This window comes from Pseudoclavibacter sp. CFCC 13611, from assembly GCF_008831225.1.
Classification (GTDB): Bacteria; Actinomycetota; Actinomycetes; order Actinomycetales; family Microbacteriaceae; genus Pseudoclavibacter_A.
Genome location: NZ_WBKE01000001.1, coordinates 793522 through 811513 on the forward strand (window position 1 = coordinate 793522; position 17992 = coordinate 811513).

Here is a 17992-nt window from a genome sequence, read left to right on the forward strand (position 1 = left end):
GTGTCACGGCGCTGTTCGCCACAGGCGAGTGCGGGTGCGTGTGCGCCGGAGCAGTCGACGCACTCACTACGATTGGAGGTATGACACAGCTGCCGATTCTGCACATCGCCACCGACCACGCCGGGCTCGATCTGAGCCATCACTTCATCGAGCACTTCAGCGGGCTCGGGTACGAAGTGCACGACCACGGGCCGCAGAGCTATGACCCGGTCGACGACTACCCAGCGTTCTGCATCGCCGCGGCTGAAGCGGTTGCAGCCGACACCGCAGAGGGACGGTTCGCGCTGGGCATCGTGATCGGCGGTTCAGGCAACGGCGAACAGATCGCCGCCAACAAAGTGACCGGCATTCGCGCAGCGCTGGCCTGGAGCGAGGCGACAGCCAAGCTTGCACGGCAGCACAATGACGCCAATGTCGTGGCGGTCGGAGCTCGGCAGCACACCGTCGACGAGGCGACGCAGCTGGTCGAGTGGTTCGTGCAGGAGCCGTTCAGCGGTGACGAACGTCATGTGCGGCGCATCGGCCAGATCGCGGACTACGAGGCGCAGCGCGGCTGAGCTGCATCTCTGCGCGGCACCCAGGCATGCCGTTTGACCCTGCGCTGTGACTCTGCACGGCATCCAGCCATGCCATTTGGCTCTAGGCGGGATCCAGACATGGTATTTGTCGTCGAACTGCTTCCAGACATGGAACTTTCCATGTCTCGATGTGCTGAGGCGTCATTTGCCATGTCTCGATCTGAGGGGCGGGTCCGTTCCACAGCCTGAAGCGCGGGGGAGGGGGGAGAGAGACCGACGGCTCGATGACCCGGGATGACCCGGGATAACCCGAGGCCCCGAGGCCCCGAGGACCCGAGACAACGTGAGGGGTCGATGACACCCAACCTCGAGCAGGTACGAAAGAAGGGGCAGAACCCGAAGGCTCTGCCCCTTTCCGTTCGTGGGGGTGACTCAGAAGACCGGACTACGCCTCAGCGATGTGTGCGAAGAAGAACCAGCGATCCTTGTCGAGCCCGCGCTCGATCTCGATCGCGACGTCCTGGCTCGACAGATCGATGCCGTCGAGCTCGACGACTGCGGTGTGAACGACCTTGAGAGCCGCATCGATGTTGGCGATCGCGGCGGCAATGGTGTCGGGCGACTGCTGGAAACCGTCGGCGAGCACCGGCGACGTGGTCTGCTCCGAGACGGTCTGCAGACGGCCGTCGACCGGAAGGCCGAGAGCGACGACGCGCTCGGCGGCAAGATCAGCCCAGTCGCGAGCATGGGCGACGAGGTCGTCGAGCAGCTCGTGGATCGGGCCGAAGTTTGCGCCACGCACATGCCAGTGCAGCTGCTTCGCATTGACGCTGAGCGCGGTCAGCTCGACGACGACCGGCTGAAGGAACTGGGCGACGCCGGAAACGGTGTCGGGGGTTACTGAGGTCTGAACGGGTGCAACGGTTGATGTAGTCATATCTGAGGGCTCCTTTCGAACTCTTGAACATCACACTAGGCACCTCAATCGGCAGCGTCAATGCAGTTGAGCCTTGGCTAAGGGACTCGTGGGAATAGGGCGTTCGCCCATGAAGAAATACGACGTTTTCGCTATCTTTCCCAGTAAGAGATGAGTATCGTGAGGTGCGTCAGAAGCTGTATCTCAGGACGCAGAGGAGAGACTCATGGGAGTGTTCGAAGACGCCAAAGAGACGCTGAAGGCCGGCGCCGAGAAGGTCGGAGACGCCGTGCACGAGGGCGTCGATCGCATCAAGGACAAGGCCGACGAAGTCAAGGCCGAGGCCAACGTCAAGAAGGCAGAGGCTGAGAAAGAGTCGGTCGAGGCGCGCAATGACGCGAAAGAAGAGCTGCGAGACTGACAGCTAGTCGACTTCAGAGAGCAGGGGCTCGGTCAGTGTTTCGACCGAGCCCCTGCTCTTTTTTCTGTCTGCTGGGTCTTCTGCTTACTCGTCTTGTGGCTGTTCAGCTGCCTCGAGGGGCCTCCCCGCGTCCGCGGCGTCGGTCGTCCGACGCGCCTATCAGCGTGTCGTCTGACCCCTCAGTACTATCAGTGCGCTGCGTCTGAGCCGTCCATCCGACGCTGGCGCTCGATCTCACGCCCGAGGTCGACACGGGCGCGCGCCTTCCCCGCAGACTGCAGCAGATCGTGTGACGCCTCGACGCGTGCGATCGCGCGGATGAGTCGGGCTGCTGACTGCTGCTGCTCGGAGAGCGCAGCCATCTGAGCAGCCAGCTTCGCGTGCTCGGCCTGGTCGTGACGGTCAGCTGGGCGAATCCCGCGCACGAGCAGGGCACACGCCAGGCAGAGCAGCACGAGGCTCATGAAACCCATGGCGACGATCAGCACCACAGAAGAAATCATCGCTCCCGATCGCATCGCGAGCAGCATCCCTGCGACTGCAACGGTGATCGCGGTCCATGCGACGGTGATGCGGGTGAGATCCATGTGCGGCCTCTCTGTCGTTCTCAGTCGTTCCGGTGTCTGGTGTCTGGTTGCGGTGTCCAGTTTTCGGTTTCCAGCGTCCGGTGTCCAGTGCGTGGTCTCCAGCGTCCGGTGTCCAGTGTCTGGTTTCTAGGGGCCGGGCCAAGGCATCCTTGCGCACCGGCGCTCCGAACCCTGCGGCGGCTGCGCCTCGAACGAACCATACTGTCATGTCGGGCTGCCTGGCGCACTTGGACATGTCGGGCTGGCTGACGCACTCCGGCATGTCGGTCTGCCTGGCGCACACTTCGGCCAGCGCGAACGAAGGCAGCTCTGCGCGCAGTGACCTGCCTCAGCGGGCGAAGGACAACCTCATCTTCACCATCTGGAGTCGGCGACCTGATATTCGTACACTGCGGTCATGGCAATCTCCTCTGACGCGACATCCCCGGCGACCGAGCCAGCCTGGACGACCTCTCGGGTAGACCGGCTGCTGAGCTCACGGCTGGTCGGCGGGTCGAACGCGGCCCTGCGACTGGCGGCTCCGCCCCAGGGCGCGCAGCGCGTCTGGCGGTCGATCGCTCTGCTGCTGTCTCTCGAGGTCGTCGTGGGCATCGCGACGCTTGTTGTGGCTTTCGCATTTCGTCATGTGGATGGTCTGGTGACGCCCGCCTCATGGTTCCGCGGCACCGTGGTGCTGTTGATGACGTTCACGCTCTTCGGTTTCGCTTGGGCGGCACGCCGCGGCTACTGGTGGGCTTACTGGCGTCTGCGCCTCTTCAGCCAGATCTTTCCTGTGGTCACTCTGGTCATCGCAGCGGTGCCCGGTCTGTATCCGCTCTGGATGACGATTGAGCAGATCGTCTTCAGCGTGCTGCTCATCGGAGTCGGCGACTTCTTGACAGGGGAGCGGATGCGGGAGTGGTACCCGAACCCGAAACGTCAGCCCGACGCCTATGTGGCAGTGCACGTCTAATTGGTGCGCTCGCTGACAGTGTCGCCAACACATTTACCGACACTCAGTGCCTACTAGTCTTTGCCGACGTTGCGACCAACTCACGTTTTCGAGTTGGTGCAACGACGGGTGTCGCGTGTGGTTCCGTCTATCTGTGCGGAACCGGTATGGAGCGGGCGACGGGAATCGAACCCGCGTAGCCAGTTTGGAAGACTGGGGCTCTACCATTGAGCTACGCCCGCATGTCTCAACGACAACTTGAGCACGAGGTACGAGCATACCTGTTTTGCGCTAGACTTGCACGGGCCGTTCGACGAGGCCACGTGCGAAGTGCGGTCTTCTGGGGTCGCACAGGCATGAAAACGGGATGTAGCTCAGCTTGGTAGAGCACTCGCTTTGGGAGCGAGGGGTCGCAGGTTCAAATCCTGTCATCCCGACGGACAGGCCGGTCGTGCCGGCGAACCGTCCTTCAGAGTCGCAAGACTCGAAGACGCCATCCGGCGGAACGCGAAGAAAGAGGAGACCAATAAGTGTCCAGCACCATTGAGCAGCTGAGCCCGACTCGAGTCAAGATTCACATCGATGTGACTCCCGAAGAGTTCAAGCCTGCACTGGAGAAGGCCTACAAAGAGATCTCGAAGAACATCCAGATCCCTGGTTTCCGCAAGGGACATGTTCCTGCTCCGATCATCGACCAGCGTGTCGGCCGCGGTGCCGTCATCGAGCAGGCGATCAACGACAACCTCGACACCTACTACCAGAGTGCGGTGCGTGAGCACGATGTGAAGACGCTGGGTCGCCCCAACGCCGACATCGTCGAGCTGCCGAACGTCGAGACGCTGCAGGGCGATCTGAAGATCGCGGTCGAAGTCGACGTGCGCCCGGAGTTCGAACTGCCTGACGTCGCCGATGTGACCGTCGAGGTCGAGCCTGCGGCTGTGACCGACGCTGACGTCGACGAAGAGCTGGAGCACCTGCGCGAGCGGTTCGCGACGCTGACCAAGGTTGAGCGTCCCGCTGCCAAGGGCGACTTCACGACGATCGACCTGCAGGCCAAGATCGACGACGAGGTCATCGACGACGCATCGAACATCTCGTATGAGATCGGTTCGGGCCAGCTGCTCGACGGCATCGACGAGGCGCTCGAGACCCTGACCGCAGGCGAGACCACCACGTTCGAGTCGAAGCTCGTGGGCGGTGACCACGAGGGCGAGACCGCTCTGATCGAGGTCACGCTGAACGCCGTCAAGGAGCGCGAGCTGCCTGAGGCTGACGACGACTTCGCTCAGCTGGCGAGCGAGTACGACACCATCGCCGAGCTGCGCGACAGCCTGAAAGACGAGGCTGCGAAGCGCAAGAGCACCGAGCAGGTCGGTCAGGCCCGTGGCAAGCTCGTCGAGGCGCTGCTCGAAAAGGTCGAGCTTCCGCTTCCCGAAGATCTCGTCGACGCCGAGGTCAAGGCTCATCTCGAGCAGGAGGGCAAGAGCGAAGACGATCCGCACGCAGCGGAGGTTCGCCCTGATGTCGAGCGCGGCATCCGCACTCAGCTGCTGCTCGACAAGGTCGTCGACGACCTGCAGGTGCAGCTGGGGCAGGACGAGCTCTCGCAGTACCTCGTGCAGCAGTCGATGCAGTACGGCATCGAGCCCAACGAGTTCTTCAAGATCATCAGCGAGCAGGGTCAGCTTCCGGCCCTGTTCGGCGAGATCTCGCGCAGCAAGGCGATTTCGACCCTGCTCGGCAAGGTGAAGGTCGTCGACACCGACGGCAACGCCGTCGACCTGAGCGAGTACCTGCCGAAGGATGCCGAGGCTGAGACCGCTGAGACGGCAGCGCCCGCCTCTGACGAGTCTGCCGAGGACGCCCTCGATCAGGTCAAGGCTCCTGCGAAGAAGGCACCGGCGAAGAAAGCCGCAGCGAAGAAGGCTCCGGCCAAGAAGGCCGCGGCCAAGACCGCTGCTGAGGCAGAAGAGACCGACGCCGAGTAGTTCGCCGTCGACTCGCAGCAAAAGCGGGGTGCGCCCAATGCGGCGCACCCCGCTTTTGCGTTGTCACGGCGAGCTTTTGCCGACGGCGAACAGCGCGAACGAAGACGGGGGATTCCAGTAGATTCATACATGTCGGCCTCTCTCGGGGCCGACGAAGCTTCGAGTGTCGTCATGGCACCTGCGCCGTCGAGGCGCGCTGAGGAATGGAGAGTGGAGATGGCAGAACCCCAAGGGCAGGCATCGGTCTACGAACGCCTGCTGAAAGAGCGGATCATCTGGCTCGGCAGCGAGGTTCGCGATGAGAACGCGAACGAGATCTGCGCGAAGATCCTGCTGCTGTCCGCCGAGAACCCAGACGCTGACATTTATCTGTACATCAACTCGCCCGGCGGCTCGATCACCGCTGGCATGGCCATCTACGACGCGATGCAGTTCGTGCCGAACGACATCGTCACCGTCGGCATCGGCATGGCCGCTTCGATGGGGCAGTTCCTGCTCTCCAGCGGCACGAAGGGCAAGCGCTACGCCACCCCGAACACGCGCGTGCTGCTGCATCAGCCGCATGGCGGCTTCGGCGGCACGGCGTCAGACATCGCCATTCAGGCACAGCTGATCAGCGACATGAAGCGTCGCCTCTTCGAGCTCACCGCCGAGCAGACCGGCAAGACCGTCGAGCAGATCGCCATCGACGGCGACCGCGACCACTGGTTCAGCGCCGAAGAGGCCAAGGAATACGGCTTCGTCGATCACATCCAGGCGGCGGCTCTCAATGTCTCCGGTGGCGGCGGCACGGCGCACAAGTCGGAGGAGAAGTGAGCATGGCAGACCAGTTCGGCGACCAGCACCAGTCACACAGCGGGCAGCACCGCAGAGAGATGGGCATGCAGATGAGATTCCCCAACCTTTCCCAGGCCCCTGTCGGCATGCCGTTCGGCGGCGTGCCCAGCGGCGTCGAGATGCCCTCGTCTCGGTACATCCTGCCCGAGTTCGAAGAGCGCACCGCCTACGGCTACAAGCGTCAGAACCCGTACACGAAGCTCTTCGAAGATCGCATCATCTTTCTCGGCGTGCAGGTCGACGACGCCTCTGCCGACGATGTCATGGCGCAGCTGCTCGTGCTCGAAAGCCTCGATCCCGAGCGAGACATCCAGATGTACATCAACTCGCCCGGCGGCTCGCTGACGGCTCTCACCGCCATCTACGACACCATGCAGTACATCCGCCCCGAAGTGCAGACCATCTGCCTCGGGCAGGCGGCCTCGGCAGCCGCAGTGCTGCTGGCCGCAGGCGCACCCGGCAAGCGCCTCGCACTGCCCAACGCCCGCATCCTCATCCACCAGCCGGCAGTCGGCGGCGAGGGCGGCCACGGACAGGCCTCAGACATCGAGATTCAGGCCGCTGAGATCATGCGCATGCGCGACTGGGTCGAAGACACGCTGTCGCTGCACTCCAACCGCACCAAAGAGCAGGTGCACAAAGACATCGATCGTGACAAGATCCTCACGGCCGAGCAGGCGCTGGAGTACGGCCTCATCGACCAGGTGCTGACGACGCGAAAGACGCAGCGCCCCGCCTGACACACAGTGTCGGCGGCAGCGACTAGGCTCGTGTGATGACATCAGGAAGGAACGGCGAGTATGGCGCGCATCGGTGAGACGTCTGATCTGTTGAAGTGCTCTTTCTGCGGCAAAAGCCAGAAACAGGTGCGCAAGCTGATCGCCGGGCCCTCCGGGGTCTACATCTGTGACGAGTGCATCGAGCTCTGCAACGAGATCATCGACGAAGAGCTCACCGAGCAGCCTGCCGTCGAGCAGACCGAACTGCCCACGCCGAAAGAGATCTTCGCGTTCTTGGGCGAGTTCGTGGTGGGGCAGCAGACGGCCAAACGCGATTTGGCCGTCGCTGTCTACAACCACTACAAGCGCATTCGTGCGGCGGGCGCGAGCACAGACGAGAGCGAACCCGTCGAGATTCAGAAGTCGAACATCCTGATGGTCGGCCCCACCGGCTGTGGCAAGACATATCTGGCTCAGACACTGGCTCGGCGACTCAACGTGCCGTTCGCCGTGGCCGACGCCACGTCGCTGACAGAGGCCGGCTATGTGGGCGAAGACGTCGAGAACATTCTGCTGAAACTGCTGCAGGCCGCCGACTTCGACGTCGAGCGCGCGCAGCACGGCATCATCTACATCGATGAGATCGACAAGATCGCACGCAAAGCCGAGAACCCCTCGATCACGCGAGACGTCTCGGGCGAGGGCGTGCAGCAGGCTCTGCTGAAGATCATCGAGGGCACCGTCGCGTCGGTGCCGCCCCAGGGCGGCCGCAAGCACCCGAACCAGGAGTTCATCCAGATCGACACGACGAACGTGCTGTTCATCGTGGCCGGCGCGTTCGCCGGGCTCGAAGAGATCATCGCCGATCGCTCCGGCGCGCACGGCGTCGGCTTCGGCGCTCCGCTGTCGACCGAGGCCGATCGAGTGAACATCCTCTCTGAGGTCGAGCCAGAAGACCTGCGCAAGTTCGGCATGATCCCAGAGTTCATCGGTCGTCTGCCCGTGCTCACCACTGTCGACGCGCTGGATCGCGCCGCGCTGATCGACATCCTGGTCGGCCCGCGCAACGCTCTGGTCAAACAGTACGAGCGCATGTTCGCGCTTGACGGCGTCGATCTCGCCTTCACCGACGACGCACTGACGGCGATCGCCGATCAGGCGGTCGAGCGCAAGACCGGCGCCCGCGGACTTCGTGCGATTCTCGAGACCGTGCTCGGCCCGGCGATGTACGAAGTGCCCGGCAACGACGAGATCGCCAAGTGCCTCGTCACGGCCGCGGCCGTCGAAGGCACCGACTCGGTGCAGGTCTTCACACACGAAGAGGTCGAGCGCGCCGCTGAGAAGACCGCCTGACCGGTCAGCCCTGCGACTCCGTGAGCACGTGCTCGTCGAGAAATGCCGAGACGTCTGACAGCTCCTGCGCACTCACCGCGTGGCCGATGCCGGCATAGACCCGCTCGTCCAGTGCGCTGTGCGCGGGCAGCCACTGCTCTGTGAACTGCGTCAGGTGCGGCGGAATGACCGGGTCTCGGTCAGCGCGACCCCAGAACACCGGCGGGCGTTCGACGCGCAGGAGCTCATCCAGCTCACGCGGCTGCTGAGCGACGTACCCGGACAGATTCACCGTGGCACGCAGCAGGTGCGCGTGCGTGCGCAGCAGCTCGGTCGTCATCAGCCCGCCCTGCGAGAAACCCAGCACGCTGACCTGCGCGCTGCGGGAGCCGACCGGCGCGACCTCGTCGAGCCACCGCACCAGTGCATCCACCGCCGGGCGCGCATCGGTCTGGTCGCCGCCCGTGGCAGGCTCACGCAGAGCCGCGATCGGGTACCAGGCGAAGCCATAGTCGTTGCCCGCGTCGAGCGGCGCACGCGGCGCGGCGACGACGAACTCGGGCGGCAGGCTGCTGGCCAACGGCAGGATGTCGGACTCACGCGCGCCCCAGCCGTGCAGCATCAGCAGCAGGGGTCGGGTGGCCAGCGCCTCTGCCCGGTCTTCGGGCGACACGTTCCAGAGCGTGTGGCGGTCGTCGATGCTCAGCACAGCGGTTCGACGCGAGTCGGCTGTCTGGGGCGCAGTCGGCTGCGATGCGCCCGACTGGTCGAGCGGATGCTGCGGCCGTGCATTCGGGTGTGCTGACGGTTCAGGCATAGGGGCCTCCGTTGACGTCGTCGTCTTCGTCGAGTCGGTCGACGGTCACCTCACCGATGTCAGGCAGCCAGCTGATGGTCGTGCCATCGTCGAGCTCGGCCACGGGGTGACGTTCCAGCCAGGTCAAGGTCCACGACCAGCGTTCGCGCTGTGTCGGTTCGAGGCCCGCCTCGACCTCGCTGATCGCGGCCAGCATCGGGTCGGGCAGGGCGAGCGGGGGAGTCACTCCGACGTTCCATCTGGTGCCGATCTGCATGAGATCCTTCCGTCATCAGCGGTCTTCTCTGCGTCGTAGGGTACCCTGTTTCACGGCCGACGGTGACCTGTGGAGGTCGCCGGCAGCGGTCGCAACCCAATTCAGGAGTCACAGATATGAGCACGACGACGTCGCCGGCACCCGGCACGCAGACCACAGGCAACTCACGCGCACGCGTGCTGGTCGCCAGCCTGATCGGCACCACGATCGAGTTCTATGACTTCTATGCCTATGCGACTGCCGCGGTGCTGGTCTTTCCGGTGCTCTTCTTTCCGAATGATCCGAACAACCCCGATCACACCGTGCAGCTGCTCTCGTCGTTCGCGATCTTCGGCGTCGCGTTTCTGGCGCGCCCGCTCGGCTCGCTGCTCTTCGGCCACTTCGGCGACCGCATCGGCCGCAAGGGCACGCTCGTCGCCTCACTCATGTTCATGGGGATCGCAACGTTCCTCATCGGCTGCCTGCCGACCTACGCCCAGATCGGCTACTGGGCGCCGGCGCTGCTCGCGCTGATGCGCTTCTGCCAGGGCATCGGCCTCGGCGGCGAATGGTCGGGCGCGGCCCTGGTGGCGACAGAGAACGCGCCGAAGGCCAAGCGTGCGCTCTGGGGAACCTTTCCACAGCTGGGAGCCCCGCTCGGCTTCATCCTGGCGAACCTGGTGTTTCTGTGGCTGGCGCTCGGGCTCGATGAAGAGGGCTTCCTCAGCTGGGGCTGGCGAGTGCCGTTCCTGGTGAGCATCGCTCTGGTGGCGATCGGCCTGTGGGTGCGGCTGCGTCTGGTCGAGGCTCCGGCCTTCCAACAGGTGGTCGACCGCGGTGAGATCGAGAAGCAGCCCATCGTGACGTCATTCACGGGCTACTGGCGCGAGATCGTGATCGGCACCTTCCTGATGGCGGCGACCTACACAGTGTTCTATCTGGTGAACACCTTCGCACTGACCTTCGGGACGACTCCGGCCACAAAGACGCCCGGCGGTCTCGGCTATGACCGCAGCACGTTCATTCTGCTGTTGATCTTCGGCTGCGTCTTCTTCACGATCACGACGCTGCTCAGCGGCATCGTCGCCGATCGCATCGGTCGTCGCCGGCTGAACACCATCGTGAACGTGGCGATGGCGGTCTTCGGCATCGTGTTCGGCCCGCTGCTCGGCGGCGGCTTCGCCGGGCTGATCGTCTTTCTCGTGGTCGGCTTCTCGCTCACCGGCTTCGCGTTCGGGCCGATGGCATCGACGCTGCCCGAGCTGTTTCCGACGCGTGTGCGCTACACCGGGTCGGCCATCGCCTACAACCTCTCGGCGATCGTCGGTGCCGCAGTGGCTCCGTTCATCGCGGTCTGGCTGTGGAGCCTCGGTGGTGGCAGCGCATTCTGGGTCGGCATCTACCTGACCGTGATGTGCCTGATCTCGCTGGTCGCGATTCGTCTCGCGCCCGAGACGAAAGACGTCGAGTACCACTGACCCGTTGCTCGACGTCGAGGCGTGGCTGAGCGTTGCACAGGAGTGTGCGGTTCAGCTGAGCTGACTCCGGTGAGCTGTTTCAGAACAGCGTGGGTACCGCGGATGCGTCAGTCGCCAGCGGGGATCGGCTGCGCGTCTTCGCTGCGCGCCGGTGCTGCGGCCGAGGTGCTCGGGGAATGGGAGCAGCCTGTGCCCCAGGCTGAGAGCCGTCGAGCCGATACAACGAGATCAACGGCTTGATCAACCCTGCGAGGTGGCGCCGGTAGTCGCTGGTCGCTCGGTCTCCCTTCGGGTACAGCTCGGTGTACCTGTCGACAAGGTCGGGATGATACTCCCGCAGCCAGCGCATGAACCATGGGCGCACGTGGGGGCGTAGGTGCAGCACTTGATAGAGCACGCGGTGGGCACCGGCTTCTCCGACAGTCTGAAGAGTGTGCATCAGGCTTGACCGGCTGTCGGTGAGCAGTGGCAGAATCGGCATCAGGAACACTCCGACGTCGAGGCCGAGATCACGCGCACGGGATACTGTGCGCAGTCGAGCCTGAGCGCTCGGGGTGCCCGGCTCGAACTGTTGGCGCAGCTGGTCGTCGACGATGGGAATCGACATCGACACGCTCACCGGCACCTGTGTCGCGAGTTCGGAGAGCAGCGGCAGATCGCGTCTGATCAGCGTTCCCTTCGTCAGTACTGAGAAGCCGATGCCTGCCTGCGCGAGCTCGCGGTAGATACCGGGCATCAGTGCGTAGCGACCCTCGCAGCGCTGATATGGGTCGGTGTTCGAACCGAGCATCACGAACGGCACGCGGCCGACATGCGAGGTGCGCAGCTCCTGATGCAGGCGTTCGACGATGTTCGTCTTGACCACGATCTGCGTGTCGAAGTCGTGACCTGTGTCGAAGTCGAGGTACCGGTGGCTGCCCCGAGCGAAGCAGTAGGTGCACGCGTGCGAACAGCCGCGATAGGGATTGATCGTGTAGGCCCCGGGAAACTCGCTGCTCGCGTCTGGCACACGGTTCAGCGCGGAACGTGCGAGCACCTCGTGGTAGACGAGGTCTGCGAACCCTGGGGTGCGGACTTCGTGGGTGACCTCGCTGAGGCTTTCGATGCGGTCGAGTCCGCTCAGAGCATCGAGGTCGGTGTGTGCAGTCTCTTGTGCATGCCAGCGCATGATGTGATTCGAACATATATTCGAATGATCGTCAAGCTGGTCGTCGCTCGTCGCTACGAAGACCGAGACGGGCCCAACGTGTGCCTGCGGTCAGCGGCTCGGAAGCTCGGTTCTGCTAGTGTGCGTACTGCGGGTGTCGCGGGCAGGTCAAAGGGGTGGGGAATATGAGAAGAGTGTCTGTCATTCTGGGGGCTCTCGGGTTCCTCGCTGTGGTCATCGGAGTCGCCGTGTTCCTGCTGAGTTCGCATTCGGCTGCGCCAGAGCAAGCAGCACAAGAGCAAGAGGCGCAAGAGCAAGAAGTGCCCTCCAGCTCCGGGCCGTTATCCTCAGTCGAGGACGAATACACACAGGCGATCCAAGGCAGCCTTGCGAATGACCTGCAGCTGCCAGACGGTGTTTCATGGCCCTCACTGTCCGAGATGGTGGTCAGAAGTGATTTCGCCACAGACCCATCGTCTGCAGGGGTCGGGGCCGGTGAGGTCGAGCTGACGTACGAGGCCGGAACGGGAGTCGGGCAGGCCCTTTCCTTCTATGCCTGGGCGTGGGAGGCAGAATCCGTCAGAGCGCAGAGAGAAGGCGACTCTGACGCTCTGCAAAAGGCGTTGGACAAGTTGAAAGAGTGGACTTCGCTCCCCCAGACCACTCAGTATCATGCGAACCCGGACGGTTGGTATCACGCAGTCGTTGAGCCCGCGCGCAGGGGTGACTTCGCCGCCATGGAGGAAGAGGTCAGCGCCGGGCCACCAAAGCTGCCCGCGACTGCCGAACAAGCAGGACTCTAGTCAGTCTGCGTGCAGGATCGAGGCGATGCCGTCTGCGTTCGTCATTCGTGCAGCCGGCGACTGATCGCCTGAACTCTGTACCCCGACACCTGAACAAGAGGTGATGAGTATGCCGTGTCGTCGTTGGTGCGCTGGTGTTGCGCGGTTGTGCGCGGTCTTCGTGTCTGTTCTCGCTGCGACATTCTGTTTGAGTGGTTGTTCTGATGACGATCCCCCTGCTCCAAGCCCGAGCGAGCTGCGGAAGATCAATTTTTTCTCCGAGGACTTGGTAGGAGGTATGAACCGAGCGATTGATGCAGGAAAGCTTGGCTCTGGTGTGCCTTTGAGCACAACGGAATCTGATGTCTTGAACTGGCTGAGAACTCCAGAAGTCGCCAGTGGGGACTCTGTGCATTACGGTGTGCTGTCCGTCGAATCATTGGACGACCAGCATTCCCTATTCCACCTCGTGGTTTTTATCGGTATCGGTTCCGCTGACCCCTGGCACATACCCCGCCAAGATCCTGACGCACCCACGGAGGCACGGACATGCATCAATATCCCCGTCACCCTCGGGACCCAAGCACACGCCGACGCCTTCACCCGCGTCGCCTGCCCACCAGACACCCCGACATATTCCCAGCAGGAACTGCCAGACGGTTCACGGATACCCAGCCTCACTGGACAATGAACAGATCCATGGACAGCATTCTGGCCACCCAAGGATCTGACATGAACATCAGATCCTCGCGGAAGTGACAGCCCGGCCGGAATCACAGCGACAGATGAGCGAAGAGGCGGATGCCACGGAGCATCCGCCTCTCAACTCGGCCGGCCACAGACCGCCTACTGGTCGAGCGAGCCGAACTCCACATCGCTGACGGTGAACTGCTCGCCGTCTTCGGCCAGCACGATCTGCTCTGCCTTGGCGACCGAACGCAGATCGTCGAGCGCGAGAGCGACCTGCTGGATGCGGTCTGCCGGCCCGTGCAGCGTGGCCGTCACGATCGGGGTGCGCATCTTGACCTTCGCCTCGGTCTTCGCTCGACGGAAGGTGATCAGCGCATCGCTGACCGCCGCGAACACGCCGCCCTCGTCGATATCGTCGCCGGCAGCATCGGCTGGCTCGGCGGGGCGAGCCGCAGGAGCCAGCACCTCGGCGGCAGTCGGCCAGGGCTGACGGTGGATGGACTCGTCGTGCGTCCAGCTGTAGACCTCTTCGGTTGCGTACACGATGAACGGCGCGAAGAGCCGCAGCAGCACCTCGAGTGCCGTCTGCAGGGTGACCAGAGCCGAGTCTCGCTCAGCGTCGCCGGCCGCGCCGTAGGCACGCTCTTTGACGATCTCGATGTAGTCGTCGCAGAACGTCCAGAAGAACGACTCGGTCACTTCGAGCGCACGAGCATGGTCGTACGCGTCGAAAGCCTTGGTCGACTGCTCGACGACCTCTGCCAGCGTCGCCAGCAGGCTGATGTCGAGCGGGTTCGTCGCCTGCGTTCCTTGGGACGCCTGACCGAAGGCGAGCACGAACTTGGCCGCGTTCAGAATCTTGATCGCCAGACGGCGGCCGACCTTGATCTGCTTCGGGTTCTGCGGGTCGAACGCAGCGTCGGTGCCCAGCTTGTAGGCAGCCGCCCAGTAGCGCACGGCGTCCGAGCTGAACTGCTCGAGCAGGCTCAGCGGGGTGACGACGTTGCCCTTCGACTTCGACATCTTCTTGCGGTCGGGGTCGACGATGAAGCCCGAGATCGTGGTGTGCGACCACGGCAGGCGGTGATCTTCGAGCTCGCTGCGCAGCAGGGTCGAGAACAGCCAGGTGCGGATGATGTCCTGCGCCTGAGGGCGCAGATCATAGGGTGCGACGAGGTCCCAGAGCTCAGGATCGCGCTCCCAGCCGCCGGCCAGCTGCGGAGTGAGCGAGGAAGTCGCCCAGGTGTCGAGTACGTCGACCTCACCGACGAAGCCGCCGGCCTGTCCTCGCTGCGACTCGTCGAAGCCGGCGGGCGCCTGCGACGAGGGGTCGACCGGAAGCTGCGACTCGTCGGGCACGATGGGATGCTCATAGTCGGTGACGCCCTCGGCATCGATCGGGTACCAGACCGGAATCGGCACGCCGAAGTAGCGCTGACGACTCACCAGCCAGTCTCCGTTGAGACCGTCGACCCAGTTGTCGTAGCGCACGTGCATGAACGCCGGGTGCCACTCCAGCTCGTTTCCGCGCTCTTTCAGCGTGGCACGCAGCTTCTCGTCGCCCGCGCCGTTCGAGATGTACCACTGGCGCGTGCTGACGATCTCGAGCGGGCGATCGCCCTTCTCGAAGAACTTGACCGGATGCTTGATCGGTTTGGGTGCGCCCAGCATCTCGCCCGACTCCTGGAGTGCCGCGACGACGGCCTTCTGGGCTGAGAACACCGTCTTGCCCACGAGCTGAGCGAAGGCCTCGCGACCCTGCTCGTCGGTGATCCATTCCGGGCTCAGATCGATGACGCGACCGTCCTGGCCGATGATGGTGCGGTTCGGCAGGTGCAGCTCGCGCCACCACACCACGTCGGTGACATCACCGAAAGTACAGATCATCGCGATGCCCGATCCCTTGTCGGGCTGGGCGAGACGGTGGGCGAGCACCGGCACCTCGACGCCGAAGAGCGGCGTGCGCACCGTGGTGCCGAAGAGCTTCTGGTACCGCTCGTCGTCGGGATGCGCCACGAGCGCGACGCAGGCAGGCAGCAGCTCTGGGCGAGTGGTCTCGATGATGACGTCTTCGCCGTCATGTGCGCCCGTTCCGTGGAAGGCCAGAGAATGATAGGCGCCGTCGCGCTCGCGGTCTTCGAGCTCGGCCTGTGCCACCGCCGTGCGGAAGGTGACGTCCCAAAGCGTGGGAGCATCCGCCTGATACGCCTCACCGCGCGCCACATTGCGCAGAAATGCCCGCTGACTGGCCGTGATCGACTCGTCGCCGATGGTGCGGTAGGTCTGGTTCCAGTCGACCGAGAGCCCCACGGAGCGCCAGAGCTGCTCGAACTGCTTCTCGTCTTCTTTGGTCAGGCGCTCGCAGAGTTCGATGAAGTTGCGACGCGAGATGGGCTGCTGATCGGCGGCCTTCACGCTCTTGCCGTCGCCGCCTTCGAACGGGGGAACGAAGTCTGGAGTGTAAGGGAGCGAGGGATCGCAGCGCACGCCGTAGTAGTTCTGCACGCGTCGTTCGGTCGGCAGGCCGTTGTCATCCCAGCCCATCGGGTAGAAGACCTCTTTGCCCTGCGCGCGCTGGTACCGTGCGATCACGTCGGTGTGCGTGTAGCTGAAGACGTGGCCGATGTGCAGTGAGCCGGATGCGGTGGGCGGGGGCGTGTCGATCGAATAGACGCCCTTGGCCTTGGCGGCATCGCGATCGAAGTGGAAGGTGCCCTGCTGATCCCACTTGGCGTTCCACTTCTGCTCGAGGCCTTCGAGTGCGGGTTTGTCGGGGATGCCGTTGGCAGCGGAATCGGTCACCTGAGGTGCTCCTTCAGTATGTGCGGCACCGCGTCATGAGCCGAAATGGGCTGCTGTGTGCCTGAATGTCGGATACGAGTCGACGAAACGTCGATCCAATTCAGCATACACATGGGCGTTTCGTCCACGGTCGAGCTTGGTTGTCTGTACTAATATGATTCGACAGACATCAGTGCCCGTCTCGCTTGCGAGGCTGCACGGCGAGAGGAAGCATGCCCATGGGGGACAACGTCACTTTGGATCGAGGCACGGGCACGGGGATGACTCCGGAAGCCAAGCCCACGACCCAACTGATCGATGTCGCGGCCGCAGGCGGCATGCCGCCCGCAGGAGGAGCCGACCGCAGTTCTGGCACAACGGGGCCTGGTCGCAAGCGCCGTCGCAAGGCGCCGTTCATTCTCGGCGGGGTGGGCGTGCTCGTTCTGGCCGCCCTCGGTTTTGGGGCTTGGTACTCAGGTGACCACGTCGCTCCTGGCGTCACGTATGCCGGCGCAGATCTCGGCGGTCAGACCAGCGAACAGGCGGCACAGACCATTCAACGTCAGTTCGATCAGCACTCGGTGCCGTTCAGCTTCGACGGCACTCAGCAGCAGGTCAGCGCAGCCGACCTGGGGCTGCAGATCGATGCGCAGCAGACAGCGCATGACGTGATCGCAGGTCAGCCGGCATGGCAGTTCTGGCGCTGGAACAACGCCTCGACCGTCTCTCCGCAGGTCTCAGCCGATGCAGCCGCAGAGAGCACATTCTTCTCTGACGCATGGCCAGCGGCATACACGGTCACTGAACCGAGCCTGGAGTATCAGCCGGCGAAGGCCTCATTCACGGTCGTTCCCGGGAAGGCCGGCCAAGGAGTCGACGCGGCCGCCGTGCAGACTGCGTTCCTCAACTCCTTCGCCAACGGCGACTCTTCAGCCCAACGCGTGAGCCAGAGTGAGGTGCAGCCCACGATCACCGACGAACAGGCTCAGGCCGCTCTGCCCACGGCTCAGCATCTCGTGCGCAAGATGATCTTCCAGGCCGCGGGCAAGCCGCTGATCACGGCCGATGCGGTCACAGTCGGGTCGTGGGTCAAGATCTCTGACCGCGACGGCCAGTTCACCGCGGTCTACGACGCCAAGGCCATCAGCGACTTCGTCGAACAGAACGCACCCACGAAGCTCGACCCGACGCCCAAGACGCAGACCGTGCTCGCCTCTGACGCCAACGTCGTGCTCGTGCCTGGCAGCACAGGCAAGACACTGGGCGATGTGTCGTCATTCTCTGAAGACGTCGCCGCGAAGGCCGCCACAGGCGACAGCTCGTTCGACCTGCCGGTCACCGAAGTGCCGTTCGAGACCAAGACCGTCGACCGCAAGATCGACATCAGCCTCGCATCGCGCTCGGCCTCGTTGATCGAGAACGGCCAGGTCGTCACCACCTTCCCGATGTCTCCCGGTCTGCAGACGAACTCCGGGGCGATGCAGGCGGCGAAGACGTCGACCAAGGTCGGCAACTACAAGGTCTGGTACAAGACGACGGTGCAGAGCATGGGCTGCACGCCGCAGTACGACTACTGCACGCCGAACGTCAAGTGGTCAACGTTCTTCAACGGTGACCAGGCTCTGCATGGCACCTACTGGCACAACCAGTTCGGCATCTCAGACATGAGCCATGGGTGCGTGAACCTGCGCGAGGCCGACGCGAAGACGGTCTACGACTTCGCACCGATCGGCACTCCGGTCTCAGTGCACTACTGATTCGACGAACCGGCTTCGAACGCGCGGTTCGCAGGTCTGGGGAGTGCGCTCGCCGA

The 17992-nt window shown here is 63.8% G+C and carries 16 protein-coding genes and 2 tRNA genes; 11 read left to right on the top strand and 7 right to left on the bottom strand.

Annotated features, from left to right (window positions below; all coding sequences use genetic code 11):
- The first annotated feature begins 80 nt into the window (after positions 1–80).
- Entirely contained in the window at positions 81–557 is a 477-nt protein-coding gene (locus tag F8O08_RS03495) for a ribose-5-phosphate isomerase (RefSeq protein WP_158042550.1), read from the top strand.
- A gap of 406 nt (positions 558–963) precedes the next feature.
- Here the strand turns inward: F8O08_RS03495 and F8O08_RS03500 are convergent, their stop codons facing one another.
- The gene (locus tag F8O08_RS03500) at positions 964–1455 is read right to left on the bottom strand and encodes a Dps family protein (protein ID WP_158031082.1); all 492 of its coding nucleotides are present in this window, start codon (positions 1453–1455) and stop codon (positions 964–966) included.
- A 205-nt stretch (positions 1456–1660) separates the two neighbouring features.
- Here F8O08_RS03500 and F8O08_RS03505 point away from each other — a divergent pair, with 205 nt between their 5' ends.
- A complete protein-coding gene (locus F8O08_RS03505) occupies positions 1661–1855 on the top strand; it encodes a hypothetical protein (RefSeq protein ID WP_158031083.1) in 195 nt (64 codons plus the stop codon).
- A gap of 188 nt (positions 1856–2043) precedes the next feature.
- Here F8O08_RS03505 and F8O08_RS03510 read toward each other — a convergent pair whose 3' ends face one another.
- Complete coding sequence (locus F8O08_RS03510) at positions 2044–2442, bottom strand: hypothetical protein (protein WP_158038242.1); 399 nt, start codon at positions 2440–2442, stop codon at positions 2044–2046.
- A gap of 397 nt (positions 2443–2839) precedes the next feature.
- On the opposite strand from F8O08_RS03510, the gene F8O08_RS10795 reads away from it, so the two are divergent.
- Entirely contained in the window at positions 2840–3394 is a 555-nt protein-coding gene (locus F8O08_RS10795) for a hypothetical protein (RefSeq protein ID WP_192497704.1), read from the top strand.
- Positions 3395–3541: 147 nt separating this feature from the next.
- Here F8O08_RS10795 and F8O08_RS03520 read toward each other — a convergent pair.
- Positions 3542–3615: transfer RNA gene (locus F8O08_RS03520), tRNA-Gly, on the bottom strand.
- Positions 3616–3736: 121 nt separating this feature from the next.
- Here F8O08_RS03520 and F8O08_RS03525 point away from each other — a divergent pair.
- The 5 genes from F8O08_RS03525 to clpX all read left to right on the top strand — a co-directional run bounded on the left by F8O08_RS03525 (position 3737) and on the right by clpX (position 8270).
- Positions 3737–3810, top strand: a tRNA-Pro gene (locus F8O08_RS03525).
- A gap of 93 nt (positions 3811–3903) precedes the next feature.
- A complete protein-coding gene (gene tig, locus F8O08_RS03530) occupies positions 3904–5361 on the top strand; it encodes a trigger factor (RefSeq protein WP_158031087.1) in 1458 nt (485 codons plus the stop codon).
- Between the two features lie 216 nt (positions 5362–5577).
- Positions 5578–6177 (top strand): ATP-dependent Clp protease proteolytic subunit, encoded by a 600-nt coding sequence (locus tag F8O08_RS03535; RefSeq protein ID WP_158031088.1) that lies wholly within the window; start codon positions 5578–5580, stop codon positions 6175–6177.
- A gap of 107 nt (positions 6178–6284) precedes the next feature.
- A complete protein-coding gene (locus tag F8O08_RS03540; RefSeq protein WP_158031811.1) occupies positions 6285–6938 on the top strand; it encodes an ATP-dependent Clp protease proteolytic subunit in 654 nt (217 codons plus the stop codon).
- A 60-nt stretch (positions 6939–6998) separates the two neighbouring features.
- Positions 6999–8270, top strand: a complete 1272-nt coding sequence (gene clpX / locus F8O08_RS03545) for an ATP-dependent Clp protease ATP-binding subunit ClpX (protein WP_158031089.1) — start codon at positions 6999–7001, stop codon at positions 8268–8270.
- Positions 8271–8274: 4 nt separating this feature from the next.
- Here clpX and F8O08_RS03550 read toward each other — a convergent pair whose 3' ends face one another.
- A complete protein-coding gene (locus F8O08_RS03550; RefSeq protein WP_158037621.1) occupies positions 8275–9066 on the bottom strand; it encodes an alpha/beta hydrolase in 792 nt (263 codons plus the stop codon).
- Positions 9059–9322 (bottom strand): hypothetical protein, encoded by a 264-nt coding sequence (locus F8O08_RS03555; protein ID WP_158031091.1) that lies wholly within the window; start codon positions 9320–9322, stop codon positions 9059–9061. Before F8O08_RS03555 ends, F8O08_RS03550 begins: the two co-directional genes overlap by 8 nt.
- A 116-nt stretch (positions 9323–9438) precedes the next feature.
- On the opposite strand from F8O08_RS03555, the gene F8O08_RS03560 reads away from it, so the two are divergent.
- Positions 9439–10779 (top strand): MFS transporter, encoded by a 1341-nt coding sequence (locus F8O08_RS03560; RefSeq protein ID WP_158031092.1) that lies wholly within the window; start codon positions 9439–9441, stop codon positions 10777–10779.
- Positions 10780–10858: 79 nt separating this feature from the next.
- Here the strand turns inward: F8O08_RS03560 and F8O08_RS03565 are convergent, their stop codons facing one another.
- Positions 10859–11947 (bottom strand): radical SAM protein, encoded by a 1089-nt coding sequence (locus F8O08_RS03565; protein ID WP_158042551.1) that lies wholly within the window; start codon positions 11945–11947, stop codon positions 10859–10861.
- A gap of 173 nt (positions 11948–12120) precedes the next feature.
- Here F8O08_RS03565 and F8O08_RS03570 point away from each other — a divergent pair, with 173 nt between their 5' ends.
- Complete coding sequence (locus F8O08_RS03570) at positions 12121–12729, top strand: hypothetical protein (RefSeq protein ID WP_158042552.1); 609 nt, start codon at positions 12121–12123, stop codon at positions 12727–12729.
- Positions 12730–13554: 825 nt separating this feature from the next.
- On the opposite strand, the gene valS is transcribed toward F8O08_RS03570, so the two are convergent.
- The gene (gene valS / locus F8O08_RS03575; protein WP_225733552.1) at positions 13555–16200 is read right to left on the bottom strand and encodes a valine--tRNA ligase; all 2646 of its coding nucleotides are present in this window, start codon (positions 16198–16200) and stop codon (positions 13555–13557) included.
- A 212-nt stretch (positions 16201–16412) separates the two neighbouring features.
- Here valS and F8O08_RS03580 point away from each other — a divergent pair, with 212 nt between their 5' ends.
- Positions 16413–17936, top strand: a complete 1524-nt coding sequence (locus F8O08_RS03580) for a L,D-transpeptidase (RefSeq protein WP_158042553.1) — start codon at positions 16413–16415, stop codon at positions 17934–17936.
- The last annotated feature ends 56 nt before the right edge of the window (positions 17937–17992 follow it).